Source organism: Enterobacter sp. ECC_219_Taxon_10 (assembly GCF_058354905.1).
Map to the genome: position 1 here is coordinate 999,381 of NZ_CM178005.1, position 24,743 is coordinate 1,024,123.

At 55.3% G+C, this 24,743-nt stretch carries 24 protein-coding genes and 1 tRNA gene; 16 read left to right on the forward strand and 9 right to left on the reverse strand.

Translation table 11 applies throughout. From position 1 onward, the window contains the following. Nucleotides 1–8: 8 nt before the first annotated feature. Together AC4ICF_RS04620 and fadE are read right to left on the reverse strand one after the other, a co-directional pair. On the reverse strand, nucleotides 9–779 hold the full coding sequence (locus AC4ICF_RS04620) for an amidohydrolase (protein WP_041911141.1): 771 nt from the start codon (nucleotides 777–779) through the stop codon (nucleotides 9–11). A gap of 108 nt (nucleotides 780–887) precedes the next feature. Next, a complete protein-coding gene (gene fadE / locus AC4ICF_RS04625; RefSeq protein ID WP_316380310.1) occupies nucleotides 888–3,332 on the reverse strand; it encodes an acyl-CoA dehydrogenase FadE in 2,445 nt (814 codons plus the stop codon). 239 nt (nucleotides 3,333–3,571) lie between these two features. Here fadE and lpcA point away from each other — a divergent pair, with 239 nt between their 5' ends. Next, nucleotides 3,572–4,150: a D-sedoheptulose 7-phosphate isomerase gene (lpcA, locus tag AC4ICF_RS04630; RefSeq protein WP_003863232.1), complete on the forward strand. Its 579-nt coding sequence runs from the start codon at nucleotides 3,572–3,574 to the stop codon at nucleotides 4,148–4,150. Nucleotides 4,151–4,204: 54 nt separating this feature from the next. Further along, nucleotides 4,205–4,972 carry a class II glutamine amidotransferase gene (locus AC4ICF_RS04635; protein ID WP_028012073.1) on the forward strand — a complete coding sequence of 256 codons (768 nt, stop codon included), beginning with the start codon at nucleotides 4,205–4,207 and terminating at the stop codon, nucleotides 4,970–4,972. On the opposite strand, the gene dpaA is transcribed toward AC4ICF_RS04635, so the two are convergent. Further along, complete coding sequence (gene dpaA, locus AC4ICF_RS04640) at nucleotides 4,943–5,683, reverse strand: peptidoglycan meso-diaminopimelic acid protein amidase (RefSeq protein WP_041911140.1); 741 nt, start codon at nucleotides 5,681–5,683, stop codon at nucleotides 4,943–4,945. The genes AC4ICF_RS04635 and dpaA overlap by 30 nt on opposite strands. A 298-nt stretch (nucleotides 5,684–5,981) precedes the next feature. Between dpaA and AC4ICF_RS04645 the strand changes: the two genes are divergently transcribed. The 7 genes from AC4ICF_RS04645 to nqrM are packed head-to-tail and all read left to right on the forward strand — an operon-like array spanning nucleotide 5,982 to nucleotide 12,021. Then, complete coding sequence (locus AC4ICF_RS04645) at nucleotides 5,982–7,325, forward strand: Na(+)-translocating NADH-quinone reductase subunit A (protein ID WP_316380311.1); 1,344 nt, start codon at nucleotides 5,982–5,984, stop codon at nucleotides 7,323–7,325. A 2-nt stretch (nucleotides 7,326–7,327) separates the two neighbouring features. Beyond that, nucleotides 7,328–8,563 carry an NADH:ubiquinone reductase (Na(+)-transporting) subunit B gene (locus AC4ICF_RS04650; protein ID WP_163330383.1) on the forward strand — a complete coding sequence of 412 codons (1,236 nt, stop codon included), beginning with the start codon at nucleotides 7,328–7,330 and terminating at the stop codon, nucleotides 8,561–8,563. Beyond that, nucleotides 8,556–9,350 (forward strand): Na(+)-translocating NADH-quinone reductase subunit C, encoded by a 795-nt coding sequence (locus AC4ICF_RS04655; protein ID WP_316380312.1) that lies wholly within the window; start codon nucleotides 8,556–8,558, stop codon nucleotides 9,348–9,350. Before AC4ICF_RS04650 ends, AC4ICF_RS04655 begins: the two co-directional genes overlap by 8 nt. Beyond that, complete coding sequence (locus AC4ICF_RS04660; RefSeq protein ID WP_028012078.1) at nucleotides 9,343–9,981, forward strand: NADH:ubiquinone reductase (Na(+)-transporting) subunit D; 639 nt, start codon at nucleotides 9,343–9,345, stop codon at nucleotides 9,979–9,981. Before AC4ICF_RS04655 ends, AC4ICF_RS04660 begins: the two co-directional genes overlap by 8 nt. A gap of 6 nt (nucleotides 9,982–9,987) precedes the next feature. Beyond that, on the forward strand, nucleotides 9,988–10,584 hold the full coding sequence (gene nqrE, locus AC4ICF_RS04665; protein WP_061099102.1) for an NADH:ubiquinone reductase (Na(+)-transporting) subunit E: 597 nt from the start codon (nucleotides 9,988–9,990) through the stop codon (nucleotides 10,582–10,584). Between the two features lie 10 nt (nucleotides 10,585–10,594). Beyond that, nucleotides 10,595–11,818, forward strand: a complete 1,224-nt coding sequence (gene nqrF, locus AC4ICF_RS04670; protein ID WP_116341725.1) for an NADH:ubiquinone reductase (Na(+)-transporting) subunit F — start codon at nucleotides 10,595–10,597, stop codon at nucleotides 11,816–11,818. A 53-nt stretch (nucleotides 11,819–11,871) separates the two neighbouring features. Then, complete coding sequence (gene nqrM, locus AC4ICF_RS04675; RefSeq protein WP_192845943.1) at nucleotides 11,872–12,021, forward strand: (Na+)-NQR maturation NqrM; 150 nt, start codon at nucleotides 11,872–11,874, stop codon at nucleotides 12,019–12,021. A 30-nt stretch (nucleotides 12,022–12,051) separates the two neighbouring features. On the opposite strand, the gene AC4ICF_RS04680 is transcribed toward nqrM, so the two are convergent. Beyond that, the gene (locus tag AC4ICF_RS04680) at nucleotides 12,052–12,915 is read right to left on the reverse strand and encodes a glycerophosphodiester phosphodiesterase family protein (RefSeq protein WP_316380313.1); all 864 of its coding nucleotides are present in this window, start codon (nucleotides 12,913–12,915) and stop codon (nucleotides 12,052–12,054) included. Nucleotides 12,916–13,073: 158 nt separating this feature from the next. Here AC4ICF_RS04680 and dinB point away from each other — a divergent pair, with 158 nt between their 5' ends. Further along, a complete protein-coding gene (gene dinB, locus AC4ICF_RS04685) occupies nucleotides 13,074–14,132 on the forward strand; it encodes a DNA polymerase IV (RefSeq protein ID WP_116341719.1) in 1,059 nt (352 codons plus the stop codon). Nucleotides 14,133–14,193: 61 nt separating this feature from the next. On the opposite strand, the gene pepD is transcribed toward dinB, so the two are convergent. After that, a complete protein-coding gene (gene pepD, locus AC4ICF_RS04690; RefSeq protein ID WP_116341717.1) occupies nucleotides 14,194–15,651 on the reverse strand; it encodes a cytosol nonspecific dipeptidase in 1,458 nt (485 codons plus the stop codon). A 260-nt stretch (nucleotides 15,652–15,911) separates the two neighbouring features. Between pepD and gpt the strand changes: the two genes are divergently transcribed. From gpt to crl, 3 genes are all read left to right on the forward strand, one after another. After that, entirely contained in the window at nucleotides 15,912–16,370 is a 459-nt protein-coding gene (gpt, locus tag AC4ICF_RS04695; protein ID WP_003863205.1) for a xanthine phosphoribosyltransferase, read from the forward strand. Nucleotides 16,371–16,474: 104 nt separating this feature from the next. Next, nucleotides 16,475–17,719, forward strand: a complete 1,245-nt coding sequence (frsA, locus tag AC4ICF_RS04700; RefSeq protein ID WP_028012084.1) for an esterase FrsA — start codon at nucleotides 16,475–16,477, stop codon at nucleotides 17,717–17,719. A 57-nt stretch (nucleotides 17,720–17,776) separates the two neighbouring features. Beyond that, entirely contained in the window at nucleotides 17,777–18,178 is a 402-nt protein-coding gene (gene crl / locus AC4ICF_RS04705; protein ID WP_008500249.1) for a sigma factor-binding protein Crl, read from the forward strand. A 112-nt stretch (nucleotides 18,179–18,290) separates the two neighbouring features. On the opposite strand, the gene phoE is transcribed toward crl, so the two are convergent. After that, complete coding sequence (gene phoE, locus AC4ICF_RS04710) at nucleotides 18,291–19,343, reverse strand: phosphoporin PhoE (RefSeq protein ID WP_116341713.1); 1,053 nt, start codon at nucleotides 19,341–19,343, stop codon at nucleotides 18,291–18,293. A 305-nt stretch (nucleotides 19,344–19,648) separates the two neighbouring features. Between phoE and proB the strand changes: the two genes are divergently transcribed. The 3 genes from proB (at nucleotide 19,649) to AC4ICF_RS04725 (ending at nucleotide 22,204) form a co-directional block, all read left to right on the forward strand. After that, on the forward strand, nucleotides 19,649–20,752 hold the full coding sequence (gene proB, locus AC4ICF_RS04715; RefSeq protein WP_116341711.1) for a glutamate 5-kinase: 1,104 nt from the start codon (nucleotides 19,649–19,651) through the stop codon (nucleotides 20,750–20,752). Between the two features lie 11 nt (nucleotides 20,753–20,763). Next, on the forward strand, nucleotides 20,764–22,017 hold the full coding sequence (gene proA, locus AC4ICF_RS04720; RefSeq protein ID WP_166710221.1) for a glutamate-5-semialdehyde dehydrogenase: 1,254 nt from the start codon (nucleotides 20,764–20,766) through the stop codon (nucleotides 22,015–22,017). A gap of 111 nt (nucleotides 22,018–22,128) precedes the next feature. Further along, a tRNA-Thr gene (locus tag AC4ICF_RS04725) sits at nucleotides 22,129–22,204 on the forward strand. A gap of 334 nt (nucleotides 22,205–22,538) precedes the next feature. Here AC4ICF_RS04725 and AC4ICF_RS04730 read toward each other — a convergent pair. The 3 genes from AC4ICF_RS04730 to AC4ICF_RS04740 form a co-directional block, all read right to left on the reverse strand. Beyond that, on the reverse strand, nucleotides 22,539–23,393 hold the full coding sequence (locus tag AC4ICF_RS04730) for a GIY-YIG nuclease family protein (RefSeq protein WP_163330391.1): 855 nt from the start codon (nucleotides 23,391–23,393) through the stop codon (nucleotides 22,539–22,541). A gap of 136 nt (nucleotides 23,394–23,529) precedes the next feature. After that, a complete protein-coding gene (locus AC4ICF_RS04735) occupies nucleotides 23,530–24,276 on the reverse strand; it encodes an SAM-dependent methyltransferase (protein ID WP_116341705.1) in 747 nt (248 codons plus the stop codon). 10 nt (nucleotides 24,277–24,286) lie between these two features. Then, complete coding sequence (locus AC4ICF_RS04740; protein ID WP_028012097.1) at nucleotides 24,287–24,544, reverse strand: YjhX family toxin; 258 nt, start codon at nucleotides 24,542–24,544, stop codon at nucleotides 24,287–24,289. Nucleotides 24,545–24,743 lie beyond the last annotated feature (199 nt).

A 24,743-nucleotide genomic window follows, 5' to 3' on the forward strand; every position in this document is an offset into this window, starting at 1 on the left:
GGAAAATTTCACCCAATGCTAAACGGATCCGCATCCTGCCACGCCGGAAACTTCTCCCGATACTCCTTCAGCGCCGTTAACGACAGCTCGGCATCAATGCGCGTCGCCTGATGCGGCTCGGCGGTGGCAATAATCTCGCCCTGCGGATTCACCACCCGGCTGTCGCCGCGGTAGTGATGCCCGTTGCCGTCCGTTCCCACGCGGTTACAGCCCACCACGTACGCCTGGTTCTCAATCGCGCGGGCCACCAGCAGCGCCTGCCAGTGCAGCGAGCGCGGCGCGGGCCAGTTGGCGACATACAGCGCCAGGTCGTAATCGTTGCGATTGCGCGACCACACCGGGAAGCGCAGGTCGTAGCAGACCAGCGGCAGGATGCGCCAGCCGCGCCACTCGAACACCACGCGTTCGTTACCGGCTTCATAGTGATGATGTTCATCGGCCATGCGGAACAGGTGGCGTTTATCGTAAAAATGCACTTTTCCTTCCGGCTCCACCAGCAGGAAGCGGTTCACCGGTCCGCGCTCCGTCTGCAGGGCGGCGCTACCGGCGATCAGCGCGTTGGTCTGCTGCGCTTTGGCATGCATCCAGGCGACCACCTCTTCCTGCGGCATCGACTGTTTAGCCGCTTCCATCGCGAAGCCGGTGGTAAACATCTCCGGCAGGACAATCACATCTCGCCCGGTAATTTCTTCCAGTTGACGATCAAAGTGGCGCAGGTTGGCAGGGCCATCCATCCACACTAAAGGCTGCTGCAAAATCGAAATCTTCAAACCAGGCACGATACAGACTCCTCAAACGACCCCTTTTTGACACTGTAGCACGTCATTACGAGAAAATGTGGCAATAAAAAACCCCGCACCGGGCGGGGTTTGTCAGAGCGAAGCGGGTTATGCCGCTTCAGGTTTGCGGTGCTTCTCCGGCAGCTTTACCGGCTGCGTCGCCAGCTCTTCCGGTTCGAAATCATCCACGTTAATACTGCGCAGACGGCTCTCTTCGGCTTTCACCAGCAGCGCAGCTTCGTCGTTATTGATAATGCCACCGGCCAGCGCCTGTTTCGCCAGTTCGTCCAGACGGGTAAACGGCAGGTTTTTACCCAGCTGTTTACAAATTTTCTGGTGAATCGGATCGGCGGCCATCACGTCCAGCAGCGCCTCTTCCAGCAGGCCCACCGGGTTATGCGGCGTTGGCGCCAGATACTGACCGCGGCCGATACGGGAGCGGGTTGCGCTCGGAACCTGCAGGATCTTCGCCACCTTGTGGTCCAGTTTGTCCGACGGCGCCAGATGATGGCGACCGGTCGGGAAGATCACCGCGCGCAGGGCGCCCGCCACGAAGCGGTTCGGGAAGTTCGCCAGCAGGTCGTCAATCGCCTGTTCCGCCTGATACATTGCATCCTGTACGCCCCAATGCACCAGCGGCAGATCCGCTTCCTGACGGCCTTCGTCGTCGTAGCGCTTCAGGACCGCAGAGGCCAGGAAGATCTGGCTCAGCACATCACCCAGACGGGCAGAGATACGTTCGCGACGCTTCAGGCTACCGCCCAGCACTGCCATAGAGACGTCAGACAGCAGAGCCAGGTTGGCGCTCAGACGGTTCAGATGCTGGTAGTAACGTTTGGTCGCATCCCCGGTTGGCGTTGCGCTGGTCAGGCCGCGCGTCAGGCCGAGCCAGAAGCTGCGCACCTTGTTGCTGCCCACGTGACCGATATGTTTGAACAGCAGCTTGTCGAAGGCATCCACGTCGTTATTTTGCGCGGCGGCCATCTCTTCCAGCACGTATGGATGGCAGCGAATCGCCCCCTGGCCGAAGATCATCATGCTGCGGGTCAGGATGTTTGCCCCTTCCACGGTGATGGCAATCGGTGCGCCCTGATAGCCGCGCGCCAGGAAGTTGCCTTCGCCGAGCATAATGCCTTTACCACCCGCGATATCCATCGCGTCAATGATCGACTGCTGCGCGCGGTGGGTACAGTGGTACTTCACAATCGCGGACAGCACGGCCGGTTTTTCGCCCAGCATGATGCCGTAGGTAATCAGGGATGCAGCGGCGTCCATCACGTAGGCGTTGCCCGCGATGCGCGCCAGCGGCTCTTCGATACCTTCCATCTTGCCGATGGAGATTTTGAACTGACGGCGGATATGGGCGTACGCGCCAATCCCCATCGCTACCGACTTCAGACCGCCGGTTGAATTCGACGGCAGGGTGATCCCGCGGCCCACCGACAGACATTCAACCAGCATGCGCCAGCCCTGACCGGCCATTTTCGGGCCGCCGATGATGTAGTCAATCGGCACGAAGATATCCTGACCGCGGGTCGGACCGTTCTGGAACGGCACGTTCAGCGGGAAGTGACGACGGCCAATTTCAACGCCCGGAGTAGAGGTTGGGATCAGCGCACAGGTAATGCCCAGATCTTCCTCTCCGCCCAGCAATTTTTCCGGGTCGGAGAGCTTAAACGCCAGGCCGAGCACCGTGGCGATAGGTGCCAGGGTGATATAGCGTTTGTTCCAGGTCAGGCGCATGCCCAGTACCTGCTGGCCCTGCCATTCGCCCATGCACACTACGCCGGTATCCGGGATTGCGCCTGCATCGGAGCCCGCTTCCGGGCTGGTCAGCGCGAAGCAAGGGATTTCCTGACCGCGCGCCAGGCGCGGCAGGTAGTGATCTTTCTGCTCTTCCGTACCGTAGTGCTGCAGCAGCTCGCCCGGCCCTAAGGAGTTCGGCACGCCGACGGTAATCGCCAGGATCCCGGAGACGCCCGCCAGCTTTTGCAGGACGCGAGCCTGAGCGTAAGCGGAGAATTCCAGACCGCCGTACTCTTTCTTAATGATCATCGCGAAGAAGCGGTGCTCTTTCAGGTACGCCCACAGCTCCGGCGGCAGGTCGGCCATCTCGTGGGTGATAGCGAAGTCGTTTGCCATGCGGCACGCTTCTTCCACCGGGCCGTCGATAAAGGCCTGCTCTTCGGCGGTCAGACGCGGCTGTGGATAGTTGTGCAGCTTTTTCCAGTCCGGGTTGCCCTGGAACAGATCGCCTTCCCACCAGGTGGTACCGGCGTCAATCGCTTCTTTCTCCGTGCGCGACATCGGCGGCATCACTTTACGGAAGCCCTTGAACACCGGCGCGGAGATCATCGACTTGCGCATCGGGGCCAGGTTAAACGGCAGAAGAATGATGGCAAGAGGGACTAAAATCCAGATATTCCAGAGGCCTGCGACGCCAAGCGCAGCCGTCCAGGCCATAAGAATCAGGCTGCTCAGGAATAAACTGACGCGGTGATAGAACAACACACCGAGCAGTACAACGGTTGCGAGAATGCTCAAAATCATCATAAAGAAAAGCTCCCTTGCTTGTAGGAGGTCTGACCACTTGTGATGATATGGTTGTAGTTGATGTGAATTCCTTTAGCAATGTGTTTACAAAATAATTACAACCTGGTTCACATTGTTCGTGTTTTCGCCGGCACAAAAAATCAAAACGCCGGACGATTCGCATGGCTTTAGCTTCTCGCTTTTCCCGCTATCCGGTACACTCCACTGTGTTATTTCATCAATACTGAAGGATTATCCTCATGTACCAGGATCTTATTCGTAACGAACTGAACGAAGCGGCGGAAACGCTGGCGAACTTTCTGAAAGATGATGCCAATATTCACGCTATTCAGCGCGCAGCGGTCCTGCTGGCCGACAGCTTCAAAGCCGGTGGCAAAGTACTCTCCTGCGGTAACGGCGGTTCCCACTGTGACGCCATGCACTTCGCCGAAGAGCTGACCGGACGCTATCGCGAAAACCGTCCGGGCTACCCGGCGATTGCGATTTCCGACGTGAGCCACATCTCCTGCGTAGGCAACGACTTCGGTTACGACCACATCTTTTCCCGCTACGTTGAGGCAGTAGGCCGTGAAGGCGACGTGCTGCTGGGTATCTCTACCTCCGGTAACTCCGCGAACGTGATCAAAGCGATCGCCGCCGCGCGTGAAAAAGGGATGAAGGTCATCACCCTGACCGGTAAAGATGGCGGTAAGATGGACGGTACGGCAGATATCGAAATTCGCGTTCCGCACTTCGGCTATGCAGACCGCGTTCAGGAGATTCACATCAAAGTGATCCACATCCTGATTCAACTGATCGAAAAAGAGATGGTTAAGTAAGGCTTCGCTGGGGGGGCACCAGCGCCCCCCGCAGTTGTGGAGTGGAGGTAATCTATGTGCGAACTGCTCGGGATGAGCGCCAATGTGCCAACCGATATCTGCTTTAGTTTCACCGGGCTGGTGCAGCGCGGTGGAGGAACCGGGCCGCACAAAGACGGCTGGGGCATCACCTTCTACGAAGGCAAAGGGTGTCGCACGTTCAAAGATCCGCAGCCCAGCTTTAACTCACCGATTGCCAAACTGGTGCAGGATTACCCCATTAAATCCTGTTCGGTGATCGCGCATATTCGTCAGGCAAACCGCGGCGAAGTGGCACTGGAAAATACCCATCCCTTTACCCGTGAGCTGTGGGGCCGTAACTGGACCTACGCGCACAACGGGCAGCTCACGGGCTATAAGTCGCTGGAGACGGGGAACTTCCGACCGGTTGGCGAAACGGACAGTGAAAAGGCCTTCTGCTGGCTGCTGCATAAGCTGACGGAACGTTATCCGCGTACGCCCGGCAACATGGCCGCCGTATTCAAATACATCGCGACGCTGGCCGCTGAACTGCGAGAAAAAGGCGTGTTTAACATGCTGCTGTCTGACGGGCGCTATGTGATGGCGTTCTGCTCGACGAATCTCTTCTGGATCACGCGCCGCGCGCCGTTTGGCGTCGCTACGCTGCTCGATCAGGATGTGGAGATAGATTTTCAGAAAGAGACCACACCCAACGATGTGGTCACAGTCATTGCAACGCAGCCGCTGACGGGCAACGAAACCTGGCAAAAGATTATGCCAGGCGAGTGGGTGCTATTTTGTCTCGGGGACCGTGTAATTTGACGCCAGCTGTGGATGGACAACTTCGTGGCTCAGCGGTTTGCTGACCACGTAACGACCATCGACGATGGAGACCACTGGTGGTTTGTGGGTCTGCTCAAAGTAGTCATAACCTGGCTTCAGCTGTTTCCAGAAATCGGCGTAGTAAGAGTACTTATGGCGCGCCATGTTGGCATCCGTCATGCGGAACGGATAGATGCTGACCTGAACGTTAGGCTGCCCAAAGACCAGTGCGCCGGTCACGAACTGGAAAATCTCATCAATGCCGGAATCGGTCATCGCGTAGCAGCCGACAGACACGCAGGCACCGTGGATCATCAGGTATTTCCCTTCATAACCGTGAGCACGGTCATAGGCGTTCGGGAAACCGATGTTGATCGCTTTATAGAAGCGGCTATCCGGCTTTAACTGGTTGCGCTGAACGTTGTAAAACCCTTCCGGACTCTTGAAATCGCCCTGACGCTGTTTCGGGCCCAGCCCGCCGGAATAGTTACAAATCTTGTAGCTATCAAGCAGCTGATACGTCTCGCCCATTTTTACAAACAGATCGAGCGTGCGCTCTTCCTTGAAGATTTGAATATAAACCGGGGATCCCATTAACTGCTGTTTATATTCTTTGCTGATCGGCGTCGTGGAGCTGTTGCTGCTGAGCAGCCCGGCAAACGACATGCACGGAATCAGAAGCATCGCAATGAACAATGCGATTTTACGCATACTACTAGTTCCTTGATAAAACCATGACCAACTTGCCAGGACGGCAAAAGAGACCCGAAATCAGATTATTCTGTTAGGAGCGCTCACATTAGCACCGCTATAGATTTTCGCAAGAGCCGGGCGGTGAGTTTACAAATTAGTTTTACTTTATAAACCATCAAATACCCGCTGGCTCCAGGAACTTTGCGTAATAGCTCGCATTTTGGCGCGCCCGACGGCGGATTACCTGCCCGTCAGAAGGGGAAAATGTTACACTTCGCGCCCACTGGATTGTTGTTTATGGAAACCTGCTAACCACATGTTTAAAATAAAAAAAGGACTTAATCTGCCGATTGCAGGCGTGCCTGAGCAGCACGTCTCGTCTGGCGTAAGCGTCCGTCATGTCGCAATTTTAGGTGACGATTATCTGGGAATGCGTCCTTCAATGCTGGTGCAGGAGGGCGATCGCGTGCTCAAAGGGCAGGCGCTCTTTGAGGACAAAAAAAATCCCGGCGTCATGTTCACGGCCCCCGCCAGCGGCACCGTTGTGGCGATCAACCGCGGCGAGCGTCGCGTGTTGCAGTCGGTGGTTATCCGCATCGAAGGCGATGAACAGCGTGAGTTTGCTCGTTATGATGCGGCAGACCTCGCGACGCTTAGCCGCGAAGATGTGCAGGCTCAGCTGCTCGCGTCCGGCCTGTGGACGGCGTTGCGTACGCGTCCTTTCAGCAAATCGCCCGTTCCTGATACCGCCCCGGCCGCTATTTTCGTTACGGCCATCGACACCAACCCGCTCAGCGCGGATCCGCAGCCCATTATTCTGGCGCAGCGTAAAGCCTTTGATGCCGGGCTGACCGTTCTGACTCGCCTGACGCCCGGAAAAGTGCACGTTTGCCAGGCCGGGGGCGGCAAGCTTGGCGGCCATCCTCAGGGGCAGGTCACGTTTAATGAATTTTCCGGTCCGCATCCGGCGGGGCTGGTCGGGACCCATATCCACTTCCTTGAGCCGGTGAGCCTGAAGAAACAGGTCTGGCACCTTAATTATCAGGACGTCATTGCCATCGGTAAGCTCTTTACCACGGGTGAACTCTGCGCTGAACGGATCGTCGCTATCGGCGGGCCTCAGGCCGCCAACCCGCGTCTGGTTAAAACGCTTCTGGGAGCAGACATTAATGAACTGCTTGCGGGGGAAACGAAAGAGGGTGAAAACCGCCTGATTTCCGGTTCGGTACTCAGCGGCCGCCGCGCTGTAAATGCGTACGCGTACCTGGGACGTTTCCATCTTCAGGTGAGCGTAGTTATGGAAGGGCGCGAGAAAGAGCTGTTCGGCTGGGTTCTGCCAGGTGCAGAAAAATACTCCGTCACCCGCACCACGCTGGGCCACTTCCTGCGGCACAAGCTGTTTAACTTCTCTACCAGCACGAACGGCGGCGAGCGCGCGATGGTCCCGATTGGCAACTACGAACGTGTAATGCCGCTGGATATTCTACCCACCGTGCTGCTGCGCGATCTCCTGGCCGGCGACACCGACGGCGCGCAGGCGCTCGGTTGTCTTGAACTGGATGAAGAAGATCTGGCGCTCTGTACCTATGTGTGTCCAGGTAAATACGAATATGGACCCGTATTGCGCGAGGTGTTAACCCGCATTGAGCAGGAAGGATAACCATGGGATTAAAACACCTCTTCGAAAAAATTGAGCCGCACTTTACCGAAGGGAAGCTCAAAAAGTACTACCCGCTGTATGAAGCAACGACGACCATTTTCTACACCCCGGGTCTGGTAACGAAAGGGGCAGCGCACGTTCGCGATGCCATCGATCTGAAACGCATGATGATCCTGGTGTGGTTTGCGGTCTTCCCGGCCATGTTCTGGGGCATGTACAACGTCGGCCTGCAGACCATTCCGGCGCTGCACCATATGTACGACGCCCAGCAGCTGGCGCAGGTAATTCAGTCTGACTGGCACTATCGTCTGGCCCAGTCGCTGGGCGTGAGCTTTGCGGCAGATGCCGGCTGGCTCAGCATGATGACGCTGGGGGCCGTCTTCTTCCTGCCTGTCTATATGACCGTCTTTATCGTGGGCGGTTTCTGGGAAGTGCTGTTCGCCATCATCCGTAAACACGAGATCAACGAGGGCTTCTTCGTTACCTCCATTCTGTTTGCGCTGATTGTTCCGCCTACGCTGCCGCTCTGGCAGGCGGCGATGGGGATCAGCTTTGGCGTGGTGATTGCCAAGGAGATCTTCGGCGGGACCGGACGGAACTTCCTCAACCCGGCGCTGGCGGGGCGTGCGTTCTTGTTCTTTGCTTACCCGGCGCAGATTTCGGGCGACCTGGTATGGACGGCGGCGGACGGTTTCTCCGGCGCGACGCCGCTTTCTCAGTGGGCGGCAGGCGGCGGTGAAACGCTGGTCAACAATGCTACCGGCCAGCCTGTGACCTGGTTCGACGCGTTTATTGGCAACATTCCGGGCTCCATTGGTGAAGTGTCTACCCTGATGATTTTGATCGGCGGGGCCATCATCCTCTTTGGCCGCGTGGCGTCCTGGCGCATCGTCGCGGGCGTCATGCTCGGCATGGTGCTTACCGCCACGCTGTTCAATCTCATTGGTTCAAACACGAACCCGATGTTCTCCATGCCGTGGTACTGGCACCTCGTGCTGGGAGGCTTTGCGTTTGGCATGATGTTCATGGCCACCGATCCCGTCTCGGCCTCCTTTACCGACAGAGGTAAATGGTGTTACGGGGCGCTCATTGGCGTGATGTGTGTACTGATTCGCGTGGTCAACCCGGCCTATCCGGAAGGGATGATGTTGGCCATTCTGTTTGCCAACCTGTTTGCGCCGCTGTTCGACTACCTGGTCGTGCGCGCCAACATTAAGCGGAGGAAGGCGCGTGGCTGAGGTTAAAAATAACGACAGCATCAGCAAAACGCTGCTGGTGGTTTTGGTACTGTGTCTGGTTTGTTCCATCGTGGTTGCCGGTTCTGCCGTAGGGTTGAAACCGCTGCAGCAGGAACAGCGCGCGCTGGATAAACAGCGCAACATCCTGGCCGTAGCCGGGCTGATGCAGAAAGGCATGACGAAGGACGACGTCGCGGCCGTGTTTGCTGAACGTATTACCGCAAGGTTGGTGGATTTAAAAACCGGCGAGCTGATGGATAAAGACCCGGCGAAATACAACCAGGCGCTGGCGCTGAAAGATCCGCAGATGAGCACCGCGCTTGACGCCTCGCAGGATCCGGCAGGTATTAAGCGCCGCAGCAACATCGCGGAGATTTACCTGGTGCGTGACGAGCAAAAGCGTGTGCAGGAAGTGGTTTTGCCCATCTACGGCAACGGCTTGTGGTCAATGATGTACGCCTTTGTGGCACTGGATACCGATGGCCGCACGGTCAAAGGCATCACCTATTACGATCAGGGCGAAACGCCGGGGTTGGGGGGGGAAGTTGAGAACCCTAACTGGCGTGCGCAGTTTGTCGGTAAAAAAGTGCTCGACGACAGCGGCCAGCCTGCGCTGAAGGTGGTGAAAGGAGGCGCGCGTCCCGGTGATGAATTCGCCGTTGACGGCCTTTCCGGCGCCACGCTCACCTCTAACGGGGTACAGCACAGTTTTGATTTCTGGATGGGTGAACTGGGCTTTGGTCCCTTCCTGAAAAATGTACGTGAAGGAGCGCTGAACAATGGCTGATACGGGTGAACTGAAAGAAGTTAAAAAAGTGCTGATTGGCCCACTTTTAGCCAATAACCCGATAACTCTGCAGGTGCTGGGCGTCTGTTCTGCCCTGGCGGTGACCACCAAACTGGAAACGGCGGTGGTGATGACGCTGGCGGTAACGCTGGTAACGGCGTTCTCCAGCATGTTTATCTCGATGATTCGCCACCACATCCCCAACAGCGTGAGGATCATCGTGCAGATGGCGATCATCGCCTCGCTGGTGATCGTGGTCGATCAGCTGCTGCGCGCTTTCGCCTACGAAACGTCGAAGCAGCTTTCGGTGTTTGTCGGCCTGATTATCACCAACTGCATCGTGATGGGGCGCGCTGAAGCCTACGCCATGAAAATGCCGCCGCTGGCGAGCTTTATGGACGGTATTGGCAACGGCCTGGGTTACGGCGTAATCCTGCTGACGGTCGGTTTCCTGCGCGAGCTTATTGGCAGCGGCAAGCTGTTTGGCGTTCAGGTACTGGATACGGTACAGAACGGCGGCTGGTATCTGCCGAACGGCCTGTTCCTGCTGGCCCCAAGCGCATTTTTCATTATCGGTTTGCTGATCTGGCTGATTCGTACGTTGAAGCCTGAACAGCAGGAAAAGGAGTAACCGACGATGGCTCATTACCTGAGTTTATTTGTGCGCGCGGTGTTTGTTGAAAACATGGCGCTCGCCTTCTTCCTGGGCATGTGTACGTTCCTTGCCGTTTCTAAAAAGGTTTCGACGGCATTTGGCCTGGGCGTGGCGGTCACCGTTGTGCTGGGGCTTTCGGTTCCGATTAACAACCTGGTGTTCAACTTCGTGCTGCGGGACAGCGCGCTGGTGGAGGGGGTTGATCTTAGCTTCCTGAACTTCATCACCTTTATCGGGGTGATTGCGGCGCTGGTGCAAATCCTGGAGATGATCCTCGATAAGTATTTCCCGTCGTTGTACAACGCGCTGGGGATCTTCCTGCCGCTGATCGCGGTGAACTGCGCCATCTTTGGCGGCGTCTCGTTTATGGTGCAGCGCGATTACAACTTCAGTGAATCGGTGGTGTACGGCTTCGGTTCCGGTATCGGCTGGATGCTGGCGATTGTCACCATGGCGGGGATCCGTGAAAAAATGAAATATGCCAACGTGCCCGCTGGGCTGCGCGGCTTAGGGATCACCTTTATCACCACCGGCCTGATGGCGTTGGGCTTTATGTCCTTCTCCGGTGTGCAGCTATAAGGGCTAACAGATGGAAATTATTCTTGGCGTGGTAATGTTCACGCTGATAGTACTGGTGCTGTCAGGGCTGATTCTGGCGGCGCGCGCAAAGCTGGTCAATTCCGGGGATGTGATCATTGATATCAATGACGATCCGCAGAACCAGATCCGCACCCCGGCAGGGGATAAACTGCTTAATACGCTCTCGGGGAACGGGATTTTTGTCTCGTCAGCCTGCGGTGGCGGTGGTTCATGTGGGCAGTGCCGTGTGACGGTGAAAGAGGGAGGCGGGGATATTCTGCCAACTGAACTGTCGCATATCACGAAGCGTGAAGCGAAAGAGGGTTGCCGCCTGGCATGTCAGGTTGCGGTGCGCCAGAACATGAAGATTGAGCTGCCGGAAGAGATCTTCGGCGTGAAAAAATGGGAGTGCGAGGTTATCTCGAACGATAACAAAGCGACGTTCATTAAAGAGCTTAAGCTGCGTGTCCCTGAAGGGGAGAGCGTCCCGTTCCGCGCGGGGGGCTATATTCAGATTGATTGTCCGGCGCACACCGTGGCGTATGCTGACTTCGACGTGCCCGATGAATACCGGGCCGACTGGGATAAATTTAACCTCTTCCGCTTCGTTTCCGAGGTAAAAGAGCCAGCGCTGCGCGCCTACTCCATGGCTAACTACCCGGAAGAGAAGGGCATTATTATGCTCAACGTGCGTATCGCCACGCCGCCACCGAATGTGCCTGATGCGCCGCCGGGCGTCATGTCGTCATATATCTGGTCCCTCAAGCCGGGTGACAAGGTGACGATCTCCGGTCCGTTCGGCGAGTTCTTTGCTAAAGATACCGACGCGGAAATGGTCTTTATCGGCGGCGGTGCCGGTATGGCCCCGATGCGCTCGCACATCTTCGACCAGCTCAAACGTCTTAGCAGCAAGCGTAAAATCAGCTTCTGGTACGGTGCGCGTTCGCTGCGCGAAATGTTCTACGACGATGAGTTCGAGCAGCTGGCGCGTGAGAACCCTAACTTTACCTTCCACGTGGCGCTTTCCGATCCGCAGCCGGAAGATAACTGGACGGGCTATACGGGCTTCATCCACAACGTGCTGTATGAAAACTACCTCAAACAGCATCCGGCACCGGAAGACTGCGAGTTCTATATGTGTGGTCCGCCAATGATGAACGCCGCGGTGATCAAGATGCTAAAAGATCTCGGCGTGGAAGATGAGAACATCCTCCTTGATGATTTCGGAGGCTGATCGTGTTGACCTTTCTGGCAACCTTCGCGGTGTTTGTGCTGGTGATCTTCGGGATGTCGTTGGGCTGGATCATCAAGCGTAAAAGTATTCAGGGCAGCTGTGGAGGCATCTCTTCCATCGGGATGGAAAAGGTATGCGACTGCCCGGAACCGTGCGATGCGCGTAAAAAACGGATGGCTCGGGACCAGCAGAGGATCATCTAGAAAAAGGCCGCTTCATGCGGCCTTTATCATTTATTTTGCCCAGCTTTTGGCTTTGGCTGGAGAGTCCACCAGAACTCCTTCGGCACCCAGTGTTTTCGCCTTCTGGTAGTCCTCTTCAGAGTTCACGCCGATAAAAATCAGATGGGCATTGCCCTGAGAGCGGAAGCAGTCAACGGCCTCTTTGTCCCACGTTAATGTTGCAGGAGAGACACCTTCGCCTAAGGTGAATTTCTCGACTACCTCTATTTTTCGGTTTAACTCAAGCCCATACCAGTAATCGTCCATTTTTTGTGAAGGAGGCAGACATTCGTGGCTCAACGAAATCGTGGCCAGACGCGTGCGAGTCTCGCTGCGTGTGACAAAGCGGGGGATTTCGGCAGGCAATGCTTCCATATAGCGATCTTCGGTTGAATAGACGCGAACGCGGTTCAGGCTGTTGGTCTCTTTCAATACGTTAAGCAGCGTGTTGCCCATGGTCGCTGGATCTGCATCCGGCGATTTGATGTCAATGAAAAATCGCGTATCTGGCCAGGCGGTCAGTACCGACTTCAGCGTCGGTATCGGAGTATTAAGCAGGTTTTCCGGCAGGCCTTTATCTTTCCACTTCACGCTGGCATCCGCCTTTGCCAGTTCTTCAGCGGTATACTGTGACACCTTTCCCTGCAAATTGGTTAACGCCTTCAGGTCGGCTGGTCGATAGAGAACCGGTAAGTCATCCCGGCTTAACTGCACGGTTATCCAGACGATATCTGCTTTGTTTTCGAGCGCGAGCTTTATGGCTGGCAGGGTGTTTTCAGGTGCATCTGCGGTACCGCCCCGGTGGGCGACGATTTCTGGATTTGCTGATGCGGCACTCGCCAGAAACAGTAGCGAAACTGATAATATTTTCTTCATGAATGATTGCTCTCCATTTATTAGCTAACTCTATGTAAATAAAGGATTTGTCTTGAGCGTTTGTAACACGTTTTTATGACAACTGTGAGTAAGGAAAATTGCTGACGCATTTTTTGCCTTTTGTTATACTGTATATAAATACATGTGTGGTATGACCGATGCGCAAAATAATCCATGTTGATATGGACTGCTTTTTTGCCGCAGTGGAGATGCGTGACAACCCGGCGCTGCGGGATATTCCCATCGCCATTGGCGGCAGCCGCGTTCAGCGCGGTGTGATAAGCACCGCCAACTATCCTGCGCGCAAATTTGGCGTGCGCAGCGCCATGCCGACGGCGATGGCGCTGAAACTTTGTCCGCACCTCACCCTTTTGCCCGGTCGCTTTGACGCCTATAAAGAAGCCTCAAACCATATTCGGGAAATTTTCTCCCGCTACACCTCACTGATTGAACCGCTATCGCTGGACGAAGCCTATCTGGACGTCACCGATAGCCTGCACTGTCACGGCTCCGCTACCCTGATGGCGCAGGAGATCCGTCAGACCATTTTTAACGAGCTGAATCTCACCGCATCGGCAGGCGTCGCGCCGGTAAAATTTCTCGCCAAAATCGCCTCCGATTTAAATAAACCCAACGGCCAGTACGTCATCACCCCTGAAGAGGTCCCGGCGTTTTTAAAAACGCTGCCGCTTGGCAAAATCCCCGGCGTAGGCAAAGTCTCCGCCGCTAAGCTGGAAAGTATGGGGTTACGCACCTGCGAAGATGTGCAGCGAAGCGACCTGGCGATGCTGCTCAAGCGCTTTGGGAAGTTTGGTCGCGTATTGTGGGAGCGCAGTCAGGGCATCGATGAGCGCAGCGTAAGCAGCGAACGGTTACGTAAATCGGTCGGGGTTGAACGCACGCTGAGCGAAGACATCCATGACTGGTCGGAATGCGAAACCATTATTACGGAACAGCTCTATCCGGAGCTGGAACGACGCCTGAGCAAAGTAAAGCCTGATTTACTGATTGCCCGACAGGGCATCAAACTGAAATTTAACGACTTTCAACAGACAACGCAGGAGCACGTCTGGCCGCGCCTGAACAAGGAGGACCTTATCGCAACGGCGAAAAAGGCGTGGGAAGAACGACGAGGTGGACGAGGGGTGAGGCTGGTGGGACTGCATGTCACATTACTGGACCCGCAGTTAGAACGTCAGTTGGTTTTGGGATTGTAATAGCCCCGTGGCACGAGGTTGTTCACCCTCTCCCTTGAGGGAGAGGGCTGGGGTGAGGGGATTACTTCGCAGGAATCGCCTTCAGCAGTTCCGTCAGCAGCGTCCAGTAATGGCCGACGCTTTCGATATGAACCTGCTCATCAGGAGAGTGCGGACCGGTGATGGTCGGCCCGATGGAAACCATGTCCATATCCGGATACGGTTTCTTGAACAAACCACACTCCAGACCAGCGTGGATCACCTGGATGTTCGGGGTGCTGTTGAACAGACGCTGATAGGTTTCACGCACCAGCGCCATTACCGGAGAACTTGCATCCGGCTGCCAGCCCGGGTAGCTGCCTTTTGCAGACGTTTTCGCGCCCGCCAGCGTACCCAGAGATTCCAGCATGCTCACCACGTACTCTTTACCACTGTCGATCAGGGAGCGGATCAGGCAGATGATTTCTGCGCTGTCGTCGCTCATGGTCACCACGCCCACGTTAAGGGAGGTTTCCACCACGCCTTTCGCCACGTCAGAGTTGCGAATAACGCCGTTTGGCGTCGCATTCAGCAACTGAACGAAAGTGTCACGAGACTGCGCGGTCAGCGCGGCTTTATCCGTAGAAACGGATTCCAGCACCACGGTCAGGTTCTTCTCTTTCGCCGACAGTTCGTTTTTCAGGATATCCAGGTAGACGCTGGAGAGTTTTTTCAGCTCGTCCGCTTTCGCCGCTGGCACCGCCACGGTGGCAAAGGCTTCGCGTGGGATTGCGTTGCGCAGGGTACCGCCGTTGAAGTCCACCAGACGAAGATCCAGCTCGGCCGCGTGGCCCGCCAGGAAGCGAGCCAGCAGCTTGTTGGCATTACCCAGTCCCAGGTGAATATCACCGCCGGAGTGACCGCCTTTCAGCCCTTTCAGCGTCAGCTTGAAGGTCTGGAAGCCTGCAGGAATCGCTTCGCGAGACAGCGGCAGAGTAGAGATGAAATCAATCCCGCCCGCGCAGCCCATGTAGATCTCACCTTCTTCTTCGGAGTCGGTGTTGATCAGGATGTCTGCCTGCAGCCAGTTCGCCTGCAGACCGAACGCGCCGTCCATGCCCGCTTCTTCTGTCATGGTCAGCAGCACTTCCAGCGGACCATGCTCAACGCGGTCGTCGGCCAGCACCGCCAGCGCAGAGGCCATACCGATACCGTTATCCGCGCCCAGCGTGGTGCCACGCGCTTTCACCCAGTCGCCGTCGATGTACGGTTGGATTGGGTCTTTAGTGAAGTCGTGAACGGTGTCGTTGTTTTTCTGCGGCACCATGTCCAGGTGCGCCTGCAGCACAACCGGTTTACGGTTTTCCATACCTGCGGTGGCAGGTTTGCGGATCAGAATGTTGCCAACCTGGTCGCGCTCAGCGTGCAGGCCTTTTTCCTTCGCCCAACCCATAATATGTTCGGCAAGCTGTTCTTCATGGTAGGAAGGGTGTGGAATGGAGCAAATTTTGGCAAAAATATCCCACAGCGGCTGCGGAGATAATTGAGACAGTTCAGACACGATAAGTCTCCTTGTCGAGGCGCTGCAAACAGGGTTGCAGGCCACAGGGTTAGCAGGTTAATAGTTACCACAAGACAGGCTTGCGAGATGCAACTGAGAATACCACTTTCTCTGCTGGCGGGTAGCATAAAGCATGTAAAAACTCAGGCTGAGGGCGCTAAACACTGGTTTTTAGTGCGTCAGATCTCTATAATCTCGCGCAACCTATTTCCCCCTCGAACACTTTTTAAGCCGTATAAAAACAGGCTGGGACACTTCACATGAGCGAAAAATACGTCGTCACCTGGGACATGTTGCAGATTCACGCACGCAAACTGGCTGCGCGTCTGATGCCTTCCGAACAGTGGAAAGGCATTATTGCCGTCAGCCGTGGCGGTCTGGTACCGGGGGCGCTGCTGGCACGTGAGCTGGGTATTCGTCATGTCGATACCGTCTGCATCTCCAGCTATGACCATGATAACCAGCGTGAGCTGAAAGTGCTGAAACGCGCTGAAGGCGACGGTGAAGGCTTCATCGTTATCGACGATCTGGTGGACACCGGCGGTACCGCGGTGGCTATCCGCGAAATGTATCCAAAAGCGCACTTCGTGACGATCTTTGCTAAGCCGGCGGGCCGTCCGCTGGTTGACGATTACGTAATTGATATCCCGCAGGATACCTGGATTGAACAGCCGTGGGATATGGGCGTGGTCTTCGTACCGCCTATTTCAGGCCGTTAATTTCAGTACGTAACTTTACACGCCCGGCTATGCCGGGCGTTGTTCTTTTTATCCCGCCACGCGTTACAATGGGCACTATATGACGTATCCATGGAGGCAACGCAATGACGCAGGCGAATCTCACCGAGACTCTTTTCAAACCCCGTTTCAAACACCCTGAAACGTCGACGCTGGTCCGTCGGTTTAATCCGGGTACCATGCCTGCCGTCCAGTCTGCGTTAGACGGTAAAAACGTGCCCCACTGGTACCGCATGATTAACCGCCTGATGTGGATCTGGCGCGGTATAGACCCCCGTGAAATCCTCGACGTGCAGGCGCGTATCGTGATGAGCGAGTCGGAGCGTACCGACAGCGAGCTTTACGATACGGTGGTGGGCTACCGGGGCGGAAACTGGATCTACGAATGGTCTAAACAGGCGATGCTCTGGCAGCAAAAAGCCAGTCAGGAAGAAGATGCCACGCGCAGCGGCAAGCACTGGCTGCATGCAGCCAATCTCTACGCCATCGCCGCCTATCCGCATTTGAAAGGGGATGAGCTGGCCGAGCAGGCTCAGGCGCTGGCGAACCGTGCCTATGAGGAGGCGGCTCAACGCCTGCCGGGTCAGATGCGCGAGCTTGAGTTCGCCGTTCCGGGCGGTGCGCCCGTCACCGGGTTCCTGCACATGCCTGAAGGCGATGGCCCGTTCCCGACCGTGCTGATGTGCGGCGGTCTGGATTCCCTGCAAATTGACTATTACAGCCTGTATGAGCGCTACTTCGCACCAAAAGGGATCGCGATGCTGACGCTCGATATGCCATCCATTGGCTTCTCGTCGAAGTGGAAGTTAACGCAGGATTCCAGCCTGCTACACCAGCATGCGCTTAAAGCGCTGGAAAATGTTCCGTGGGTTGACCACACCCGCGTTGCGGCATTCGGCTTCCGTTTTGGGGCAAACGTCGCGGTGCGTCTGGCTTATCTTGAATCTTCGCGGCTGAAGGCCGTCGCCTGCCTGGGCCCGGTGGTTCACGCCCTGCTCAGCGATCCTGCCCGTCAGGGGAGCGTGCCGGAGATGTACCTTGACGTGCTGGCCAGTCGCCTTGGCATGCATGATGCATCAGACGAAGCGCTGCGTGTCGAACTCAATCGTTACTCGTTAAAAACGCAGGGGTTACTGGGCCGCCGCTGCCCGACGCCGATGCTTTCCGGTTTCTGGAAAAACGATCCGTTCAGCCCTGAAGAAGAGTCACGCTTAATCACTTCGTCATCTGCGGATGGCAAATTGCTTGAGGTGCCGTTCAGCCCGGTGTATCAGAATTTTGACAAAGCCTTGAAAGAGATCACGCGCTGGATCGCCCAGAGAGTGTGTTAATAGATTGCTAAATTTCGCTGGTTTGGTAAAACAGTGGCTTCACAAAAGGAGATCGCAATGACGTTACCGAGTGGACACCCGAAAAGTAGGCTGATTAAGAAATTTATGGCTCTCGGCCCGTATATTCGAGAAGAGCAGTGTGAAGAGAATCGCTTTTTTTTCGACTGCCTGGCTGTTTGCGTCAACGTGAAGCCTGCACCCGAAAAACGTGAATTCTGGGGCTGGTGGATGGAAATGGAAGCAGAGGAGAAGCGTTTTACGTATAGCTACCAGTTTGGCCTGTTTAATAAAGACGGCAACTGGCAGGCGACCACCATTAAAGATCAGGAAGTGATCGATCGCCTGGAATATACCCTGAAAGAGTTCCACGACAAAGCGAGCGCACTGCTGGCCACCCTGGACCTTAAATTCGAGCCAGCGGATGACTTTTCCAGCGAAGCGGTGAAGCTGACCGCGTAATGGTTTTCTCCCTCTCCCTGTGGAAGAGGGCCGGGGTGAGGGCATCAGACCGCATTTATCTCGGGCAAAAAAATCCCGGCTTATATGCCGGGATTATCTTATTTGGATAATCTTAGAACTGGTACGTCACGCCCAGCGCAACGATATCATCGCTGCTTACGCCCAGTTTATTATCGTCGTCAATCTGGTTGATTTTATAATCAACAAACGCGGACATATTCTTGTTGAAGTAATAGGTCGCGCCAACATCAATGTATTTCACCAGATCTTCATCACCAATACCTTCGATATCTTTGCCTTTAGACTGGACATAACCCAGCGACGGGCGCAGACCAAAATCGAACTGATATTGCGCAACAACTTCAAAGTGTTGTGCTTTATTTGCAAAGCCGCCTGAAATTGGCGTCATATTGCGGGTTTCAGAATACATCGCTGCCAGATAAATATCGTTCGCGTCGTATTTCAGACCGGTAGCCCAGGCCTCTGCTTTCTGCCCCTGGCCGCGCGCCAGCAAGTTCTGCGCGTTGGTGCGGTCAGAGTTGGTGTACGCGCCGCTGACCGCGAAATCGCTGCCGCCGAAGTCATAGGTCAGAGACGTACCGAAACCGTCACCGTTCTGTTTCTTGGCGTCACGGTTTTCGTTTTTACCCTGGTACTGAAGCGTCATGTCCAGGCCGTCAATCGCACCGAAGAAATCCGTGTTACGGTAGGTGGCAAGACCGGACGCACGCTTGGTCATAAAGTTGTCGGTCTGCGCGGAAGAGTCGCCGCCGAACTCCGGGAACATATCGGTCCACGCTTCGACGTCGTACAGGGCACCCAGGTTACGACCGTAGTCCAGTGAGCCAAAGTCTTTCACTTTCAGACCAGCAAACGCCAGGCGTGTTTTCTGCGAGGAGTCGCTTTCCGCTTTATTACCGGCAAATTCTGCTTCCCAGCGGCCATAGCCCGTCAGTTGATCGTTAATCTGGGTTTCGCCTTTAAAACCGAAACGAACGTACGTCTGGTCACCATCTTTGGTGTCATCATCACTGATATAGTGCATAGCTTTCACTTTGCCGTACACGTCCAGTTTATTACCGTTTTTATTATAAACTTCTGCTGCGTGAACAGATGCGGAAGCCACCACGCCCATAACCACTAATGCCAGAGTGCTCTTTTTCATTTTCGATCCTGTCTTATAAACGCGCTTAAAAAATTCGCTGGACGATAAGCTCATGCTTAAGTCCCGTGAAAAAACAGGAAGGGTTTTATCGTTCTGGAATGAAACTTTTATGACAAACTAAGAATAATTTTAAAAAACTGTGATTTATTATTACGGTAATAAATTTGTCAAATTCTGCCGCTACGCTTCCTGATCCCGCGCAACAAAGTGCCTGGTGATGCACTAAGGCAGTTGGCAACCGGGCTGACTCCTGTTAAAACGTTCGTTCGACATTACTTTCCCTTATCGTTGAACGGCAGAGAATCATGAGTGACAGCCAGACGCTGGTGGTAAAACTCGGTACCAGTGTGTTAACAGGCGGATCGCGCCGCCTAAATCGCGCCCACATTGTTGAGCTTGTACGTCAGTGCGCTCAGCTGCATGCCGCAGGGCACCGTATTGTGATTGTGACCTCCGGGGCGATTGCCGCCGGGCGTGAACACCTGGGTTACCCCGAACTCCCCGCGACGATCGCCTCTAAACAGTTGCTGGCCGCCGTGGGACAAAGCCGACTCATTCAACTCTGGGAACAGCTGTTCTCTATCTACGGTATTCACGTCGGGCAGATGCTGCTGACGCGTGCGGATATGGAAGACCGGGAGCGTTTCCTTAACGCGCGCGATACGCTGCGCGCGCTGCTGGACAACAACATTGTTCCCGTTATTAACGAAAATGATGCCGTTGCCACCGCTGAAATTAAAGTGGGCGATAACGATAACCTCTCTGCGCTGGCCGCCATTCTGGCCGGTGCCGATAAATTGCTGCTGCTGACCGATCAGCAGGGGCTATTTACCGCCGACCCGCGTTCCAACCCGGATGCTGAACTGATCGCCGACGTTCACGGCATCGACGATGCCCTGCGCGCCATTGCCGGTGACAGCGTTTCAGGCCTGGGTACGGGTGGCATGGGCACTAAGCTGCAGGCCGCTGACGTGGCCTGTCGTGCCGGTATCGACACTATTATTGCTGCGGGCAGCCGCCCTGGCGTGATTGGCGATGTGATGGAAGGCATTTCCGTCGGCACCCGCTTCCATGCCCAGGAATCCCCGCTGGAAAACCGCAAGCGCTGGATATTTGGTGCGCCTCCCGCTGGCGAACTCGTCGTCGATGAAGGGGCAACCGCTGCGATTCTGGAACGAGGGAGTTCATTGCTTCCTAAAGGAATTAAAAGCGTGACAGGCAACTTCTCCCGTGGTGAAGTGATCCGCATCCGTAACCTTGAAGGTCGCGACATCGCCCACGGCGTAAGCCGCTATAACAGCGATGCCCTGCGCCGCATTGCGGGCCACCACTCGCAGCAGATCGACGCCATTCTGGGCTATGAATATGGCCCGGTTGCCGTGCATCGCGATGACATGATTATTCGTTAAGGAGCCAGAACATGCTGGAACAAATGGGCGCCGCCGCGAAGGCCGCCTCTTACAAACTGGCGCTCCTTTCCAGCCGCGAGAAAAACCGCGTGCTGGAAAAAATCGCTGATTATCTGGAATCACAGTCCCAGGAAATTTTGCTCGCCAACGAGCAGGATTTACTGGAAGCGCGTCGCAACGGTCTGAGCGAAGCGATGCTCGACCGCCTGGCGCTGACCCCGGCACGCCTGAAGGGCATCGCCGACGATGTGCGTCAGGTCTGCAATCTGGCTGACCCGGTAGGGCAGGTGATTGACGGTGGGCTGCTCGACAGCGGTTTACGTCTGGAGCGCCGCCGCGTGCCGCTCGGCGTCATCGGCGTGATTTATGAAGCCCGTCCAAACGTGACGGTTGACGTCGCTTCCCTGTGCCTGAAAACCGGTAACGCCGCCATTCTGCGCGGCGGGAAAGAGACCTGGCGCACTAATGCCGCGACGGTAAAGGTCATCCAGCAGGCGCTGGAAGAGTGCGGCTTGCCGGCGGGTGCCGTGCAGGCGATAGAAAGTCCTGACCGTGCGCTGGTCAACGAAATGCTGCGCATGGACAAATACATCGACATGCTGATCCCACGCGGTGGCGCGGGCCTGCACAAGCTGTGCCGTGAGCAGTCGACCATTCCGGTGATCACCGGCGGCATCGGCGTATGCCATATCGTGGTCGACGACAGCGCTGAAATTGAACCGGCGTTGAAGATTATCGTGAACGCGAAAACTCAGCGTCCAAGCACCTGTAATACGGTGGAAACGCTGCTGGTGCACCAGGATATCGCAAACACCTTCCTGCCGGCCCTGAGCAAGCAGATGGCGGAGAGCGGCGTGACGCTGCATGCTGACGCCAACGCGCTCGCACTGCTTCAGAATGGCCCGGCTAACGTGGTTCCCGTAAAAGCGGAGCAGTACGATGACGAATTCCTGTCACTGGATCTGAACGTGAAGTTGGTGGCGGATCTCGACGACGCCATTGCGCACATCCGTGAACACGGCACCCAGCACTCGGACGCCATTCTGACGCGCACGCTGCGCAATGCCGATCGCTTCGTGAACGAAGTGGACTCATCCGCTGTGTATGTGAATGCCTCCACCCGCTTCACCGACGGTGGACAGTTTGGGTTGGGCGCAGAAGTGGCGGTCAGCACGCAGAAACTGCACGCGCGCGGTCCGATGGGCCTCGAAGCACTCACCACTTACAAGTGGATCGGCTTCGGTGACGATACGATTCGTGCGTAAATAATCACGGGTGATGCAAAAATAGCCGTTTGATTCAAAAGGGCATTGACGCATCACCCGGATAGATCTAACCTTTTGCCCCGTGGTTACACTCGTAACCGGCCTCTCAGGGCCGATATAGCTCAGTTGGTAGAGCAGCGCATTCGTAATGCGAAGGTCGTAGGTTCGACTCCTATTATCGGCACCATTTCTTCCTCATAAGTCTATAATTCCTCTAATTTATAAAGCTTTATATACACAGCTAGCGGTAGTGCTTTCAGATAAGAGTGTGACAGAAGCGGAAACGCTGAATACCCTGTTACTGGGTGAGCCTGGCATTTTACTCGGAGCGGTAGAAATGGCCGGTGCAATGGCATTATGTATTGCTCGAAAACTGACTGGATTGATGAAGGCATGATGTGATGTCATTGCAACTTAAATTCTTACCCGGCGTTGGAAAAACGTTGGACGTTTTTTGGGTTTCTTGATGACCGTGCGTCGGTTTGCCTTTGAATAGCAATAAGTGTTGCGGCATTAGCAACTTAAGCCTCGTCTTCACTCTGTAATATCTCACGCAGGATGCGGCTCGATTCCAGTATCGGCAGATCTTCCATTAATAACGACGATCTCGATGGCAATTTATTAAACAAGCGCTCCGTTTGCGAGGCGAGATAGGCCACCAGAGGATGTGCGTCAGGGTCGGCTGAAATCAACTCCACGTTGTATTGCGTGATCGTGCCTTCACCAAAGACCCCCGAGCAGTAGTTGGTCCCGCCCATGTATCTGAAGTCTTCAATAAAAAAGCTGAACATATGCATTATTTTGTGAATGTCGCGTTGGTTAGTACGGTTATCCGCTATCCGAAACAGTATGGTATTACCTTCAATGTCATATTGATAACGAAGGCGCTGCTGCTTAAACAGCAAGATAAGCAGTAAGCGATTTATCCTGCTGAACTGTTCCGTCACCCTGACAACGTTGCTAATCATTGCATCTGACCGCTTTTTCATTTTCCCGTGACGGTGCGCCGCGCTTTTACCGGGGCGAAGCTGTGGCTTTTCGATCCCCTGCAGTAGCTGAGCATTAATGACGCCATGCTCAATAACGTAATGAATATGCTTAATTGCGGGCTCCAGCGCCTCAATGGAAAACAGCTCGGTATAGCCGTCGCCGGCATCAATACCCGTTTGATATTTGGCCAAAAGAAAATGCAGCATTTTCTCCAGCTTAAAAACCTCGGACTGCGGCAAGGCAATACGGTAAGAATGGGCATAATCCACATCGCCCCAGAACCGTTTTAGCGACTGAATTCGGTTATAGATGTTGTTGGCTTTACCCACTTTCATCATTTTTTTGGCCGGGAAAAGTAATAAATAGAGAAAAGAAGGGGTGTCCATAAGGCGCCTGTGATTACGGTAACCGAAAAAGCAATGATAGAAGTTTTTCATGTCAGGCGTAGCGCAGCGTTCACAACGCTGAGCGCTTCCTGCCTAAGGCGGTATAGCCCCAAAAGGCTATACCACTCGTTCCCTCCTATCGTGCAATTAACGCAAACACGCCCCAGCCAACATATTCCCTTGTGTAAGCCACGTGGCGCTTGGGCGCTACCGTCAGCTCCGCGCGCACCTCCTGTGCAAAATCATCGTCGGGGTTTTGATCCAGCCAGCGGCGCATTGTCATCCATTTCGCGGCTTCGTATCTGTCCCAGCCCTCCTGGTCTGCCAGCACCATTTCGACCAGGTCATAACCCTGCTGATCGAAAGACGCGACGAGATCGGGCAGGGTGAGAAAGTCTGCGGTGGACGAGACGCCGCAAGCCCGAGCCGTCTCCTCCGTTGCGGGAACCTGTCGCCAGTAAGGTTCGCCGATGAGCATGGTTCCCCCAGGCTTAAGGCTTTGTGCCAGCAGGTCCATCGTCCCGGCAACGCCGCCCGCAATCCACGTGGCGCCAACGCAGGCCGCCACGTCGCATTGTTCATCAGCCACGTAGCCTGCCGCGTCGTTATGCACAAAATGGACGCGTTCGCTGACGCCGAGCGCCTCTGCGCGCCGCGTTGCCTGCGCGGTAAAGAGCGGGCTCATGTCGATGCCGATACCAGTAATCCCGTAATCACGTGCCCAGGTGCACAGCATCTCTCCTGAGCCGCTGCCGAGATCGAGAATGCGTGCGCCTGGCTTCATGCGTAACACGCGCCCCAGCGTGGCGTACTTTTCTGGTGTGAAGGGGTTATGAATGCGATGTTCGCTTTCGCTAATGGTAAAAATACGTGGGATATCCATCATCCTCTCCTTAACGATTATCAGGCTGGGCACGGACGTTATTCAGCCCGGTGGTATTGATGCGGTAGGGCTGACCGTTAACGGATTTGATCAGCTTTTTGGTTTTGAGTTTTTTGAAGACGGCGAGCGTGCAGTCGCTGAGCAGCAGACCTTCGCGGCTGTAGCATTCAACGGCGGTGACGCGGCCGGACGTATCGCGGACGTGCACAATACGGCCACCTTTGGCGAGAACGTGTAAGGTACGCTGTTCCTGACGGGATAAATTCATACTGGAAAACCTGTTTCATCATCATGTGCAAAACGTGCAAACACACAGCGGTGTCCGCATTCGATTTCGGCGCAGTGATAATCAGTCCGGCCTGAAAAGGTCGGGGAAACTGATTATCGGATGATGACATTCTCCAGCATCAAAGCCTCGGGTTGAGTAGAAAGGTATTTACTGAGTGAATGGTAACACCGGGTTATTG

Bases quoted from the DNA above. Each gene is read 5' to 3' on its own strand.
- frsA (WP_028012084.1), top strand. From the start codon at position 16,475: ATGACGCAGGCGAATCTCACCGAGACTCTTTTCAAACCCCGTTTCAAA.
- gpt (WP_003863205.1), top strand. From the start codon at position 15,912: ATGAGCGAAAAATACGTCGTCACCTGGGACATGTTGCAGATTCACGCA.
- dinB (WP_116341719.1), top strand. From the start codon at position 13,074: ATGCGCAAAATAATCCATGTTGATATGGACTGCTTTTTTGCCGCAGTG.
- phoE (WP_116341713.1), bottom strand. From the start codon at position 19,343: ATGAAAAAGAGCACTCTGGCATTAGTGGTTATGGGCGTGGTGGCTTCC.
- nqrM (WP_192845943.1), top strand. From the start codon at position 11,872: ATGTCGTTGGGCTGGATCATCAAGCGTAAAAGTATTCAGGGCAGCTGT.
- dpaA (WP_041911140.1), bottom strand. From the start codon at position 5,683: ATGCGTAAAATCGCATTGTTCATTGCGATGCTTCTGATTCCGTGCATG.
- fadE (WP_316380310.1), bottom strand. From the start codon at position 3,332: ATGATGATTTTGAGCATTCTCGCAACCGTTGTACTGCTCGGTGTGTTG.
- AC4ICF_RS04730 (WP_163330391.1), bottom strand. From the start codon at position 23,393: ATGGACACCCCTTCTTTTCTCTATTTATTACTTTTCCCGGCCAAAAAA.
- AC4ICF_RS04645 (WP_316380311.1), top strand. From the start codon at position 5,982: ATGTTTAAAATAAAAAAAGGACTTAATCTGCCGATTGCAGGCGTGCCT.
- nqrE (WP_061099102.1), top strand. From the start codon at position 9,988: ATGGCTCATTACCTGAGTTTATTTGTGCGCGCGGTGTTTGTTGAAAAC.
- nqrF (WP_116341725.1), top strand. From the start codon at position 10,595: ATGGAAATTATTCTTGGCGTGGTAATGTTCACGCTGATAGTACTGGTG.
- AC4ICF_RS04650 (WP_163330383.1), top strand. From the start codon at position 7,328: ATGGGATTAAAACACCTCTTCGAAAAAATTGAGCCGCACTTTACCGAA.
- AC4ICF_RS04660 (WP_028012078.1), top strand. From the start codon at position 9,343: ATGGCTGATACGGGTGAACTGAAAGAAGTTAAAAAAGTGCTGATTGGC.
- proA (WP_166710221.1), top strand. From the start codon at position 20,764: ATGCTGGAACAAATGGGCGCCGCCGCGAAGGCCGCCTCTTACAAACTG.
- crl (WP_008500249.1), top strand. From the start codon at position 17,777: ATGACGTTACCGAGTGGACACCCGAAAAGTAGGCTGATTAAGAAATTT.
- AC4ICF_RS04635 (WP_028012073.1), top strand. From the start codon at position 4,205: ATGTGCGAACTGCTCGGGATGAGCGCCAATGTGCCAACCGATATCTGC.
- AC4ICF_RS04680 (WP_316380313.1), bottom strand. From the start codon at position 12,915: ATGAAGAAAATATTATCAGTTTCGCTACTGTTTCTGGCGAGTGCCGCA.
- proB (WP_116341711.1), top strand. From the start codon at position 19,649: ATGAGTGACAGCCAGACGCTGGTGGTAAAACTCGGTACCAGTGTGTTA.
- AC4ICF_RS04740 (WP_028012097.1), bottom strand. From the start codon at position 24,544: ATGAATTTATCCCGTCAGGAACAGCGTACCTTACACGTTCTCGCCAAA.
- AC4ICF_RS04735 (WP_116341705.1), bottom strand. From the start codon at position 24,276: ATGGATATCCCACGTATTTTTACCATTAGCGAAAGCGAACATCGCATT.
- lpcA (WP_003863232.1), top strand. From the start codon at position 3,572: ATGTACCAGGATCTTATTCGTAACGAACTGAACGAAGCGGCGGAAACG.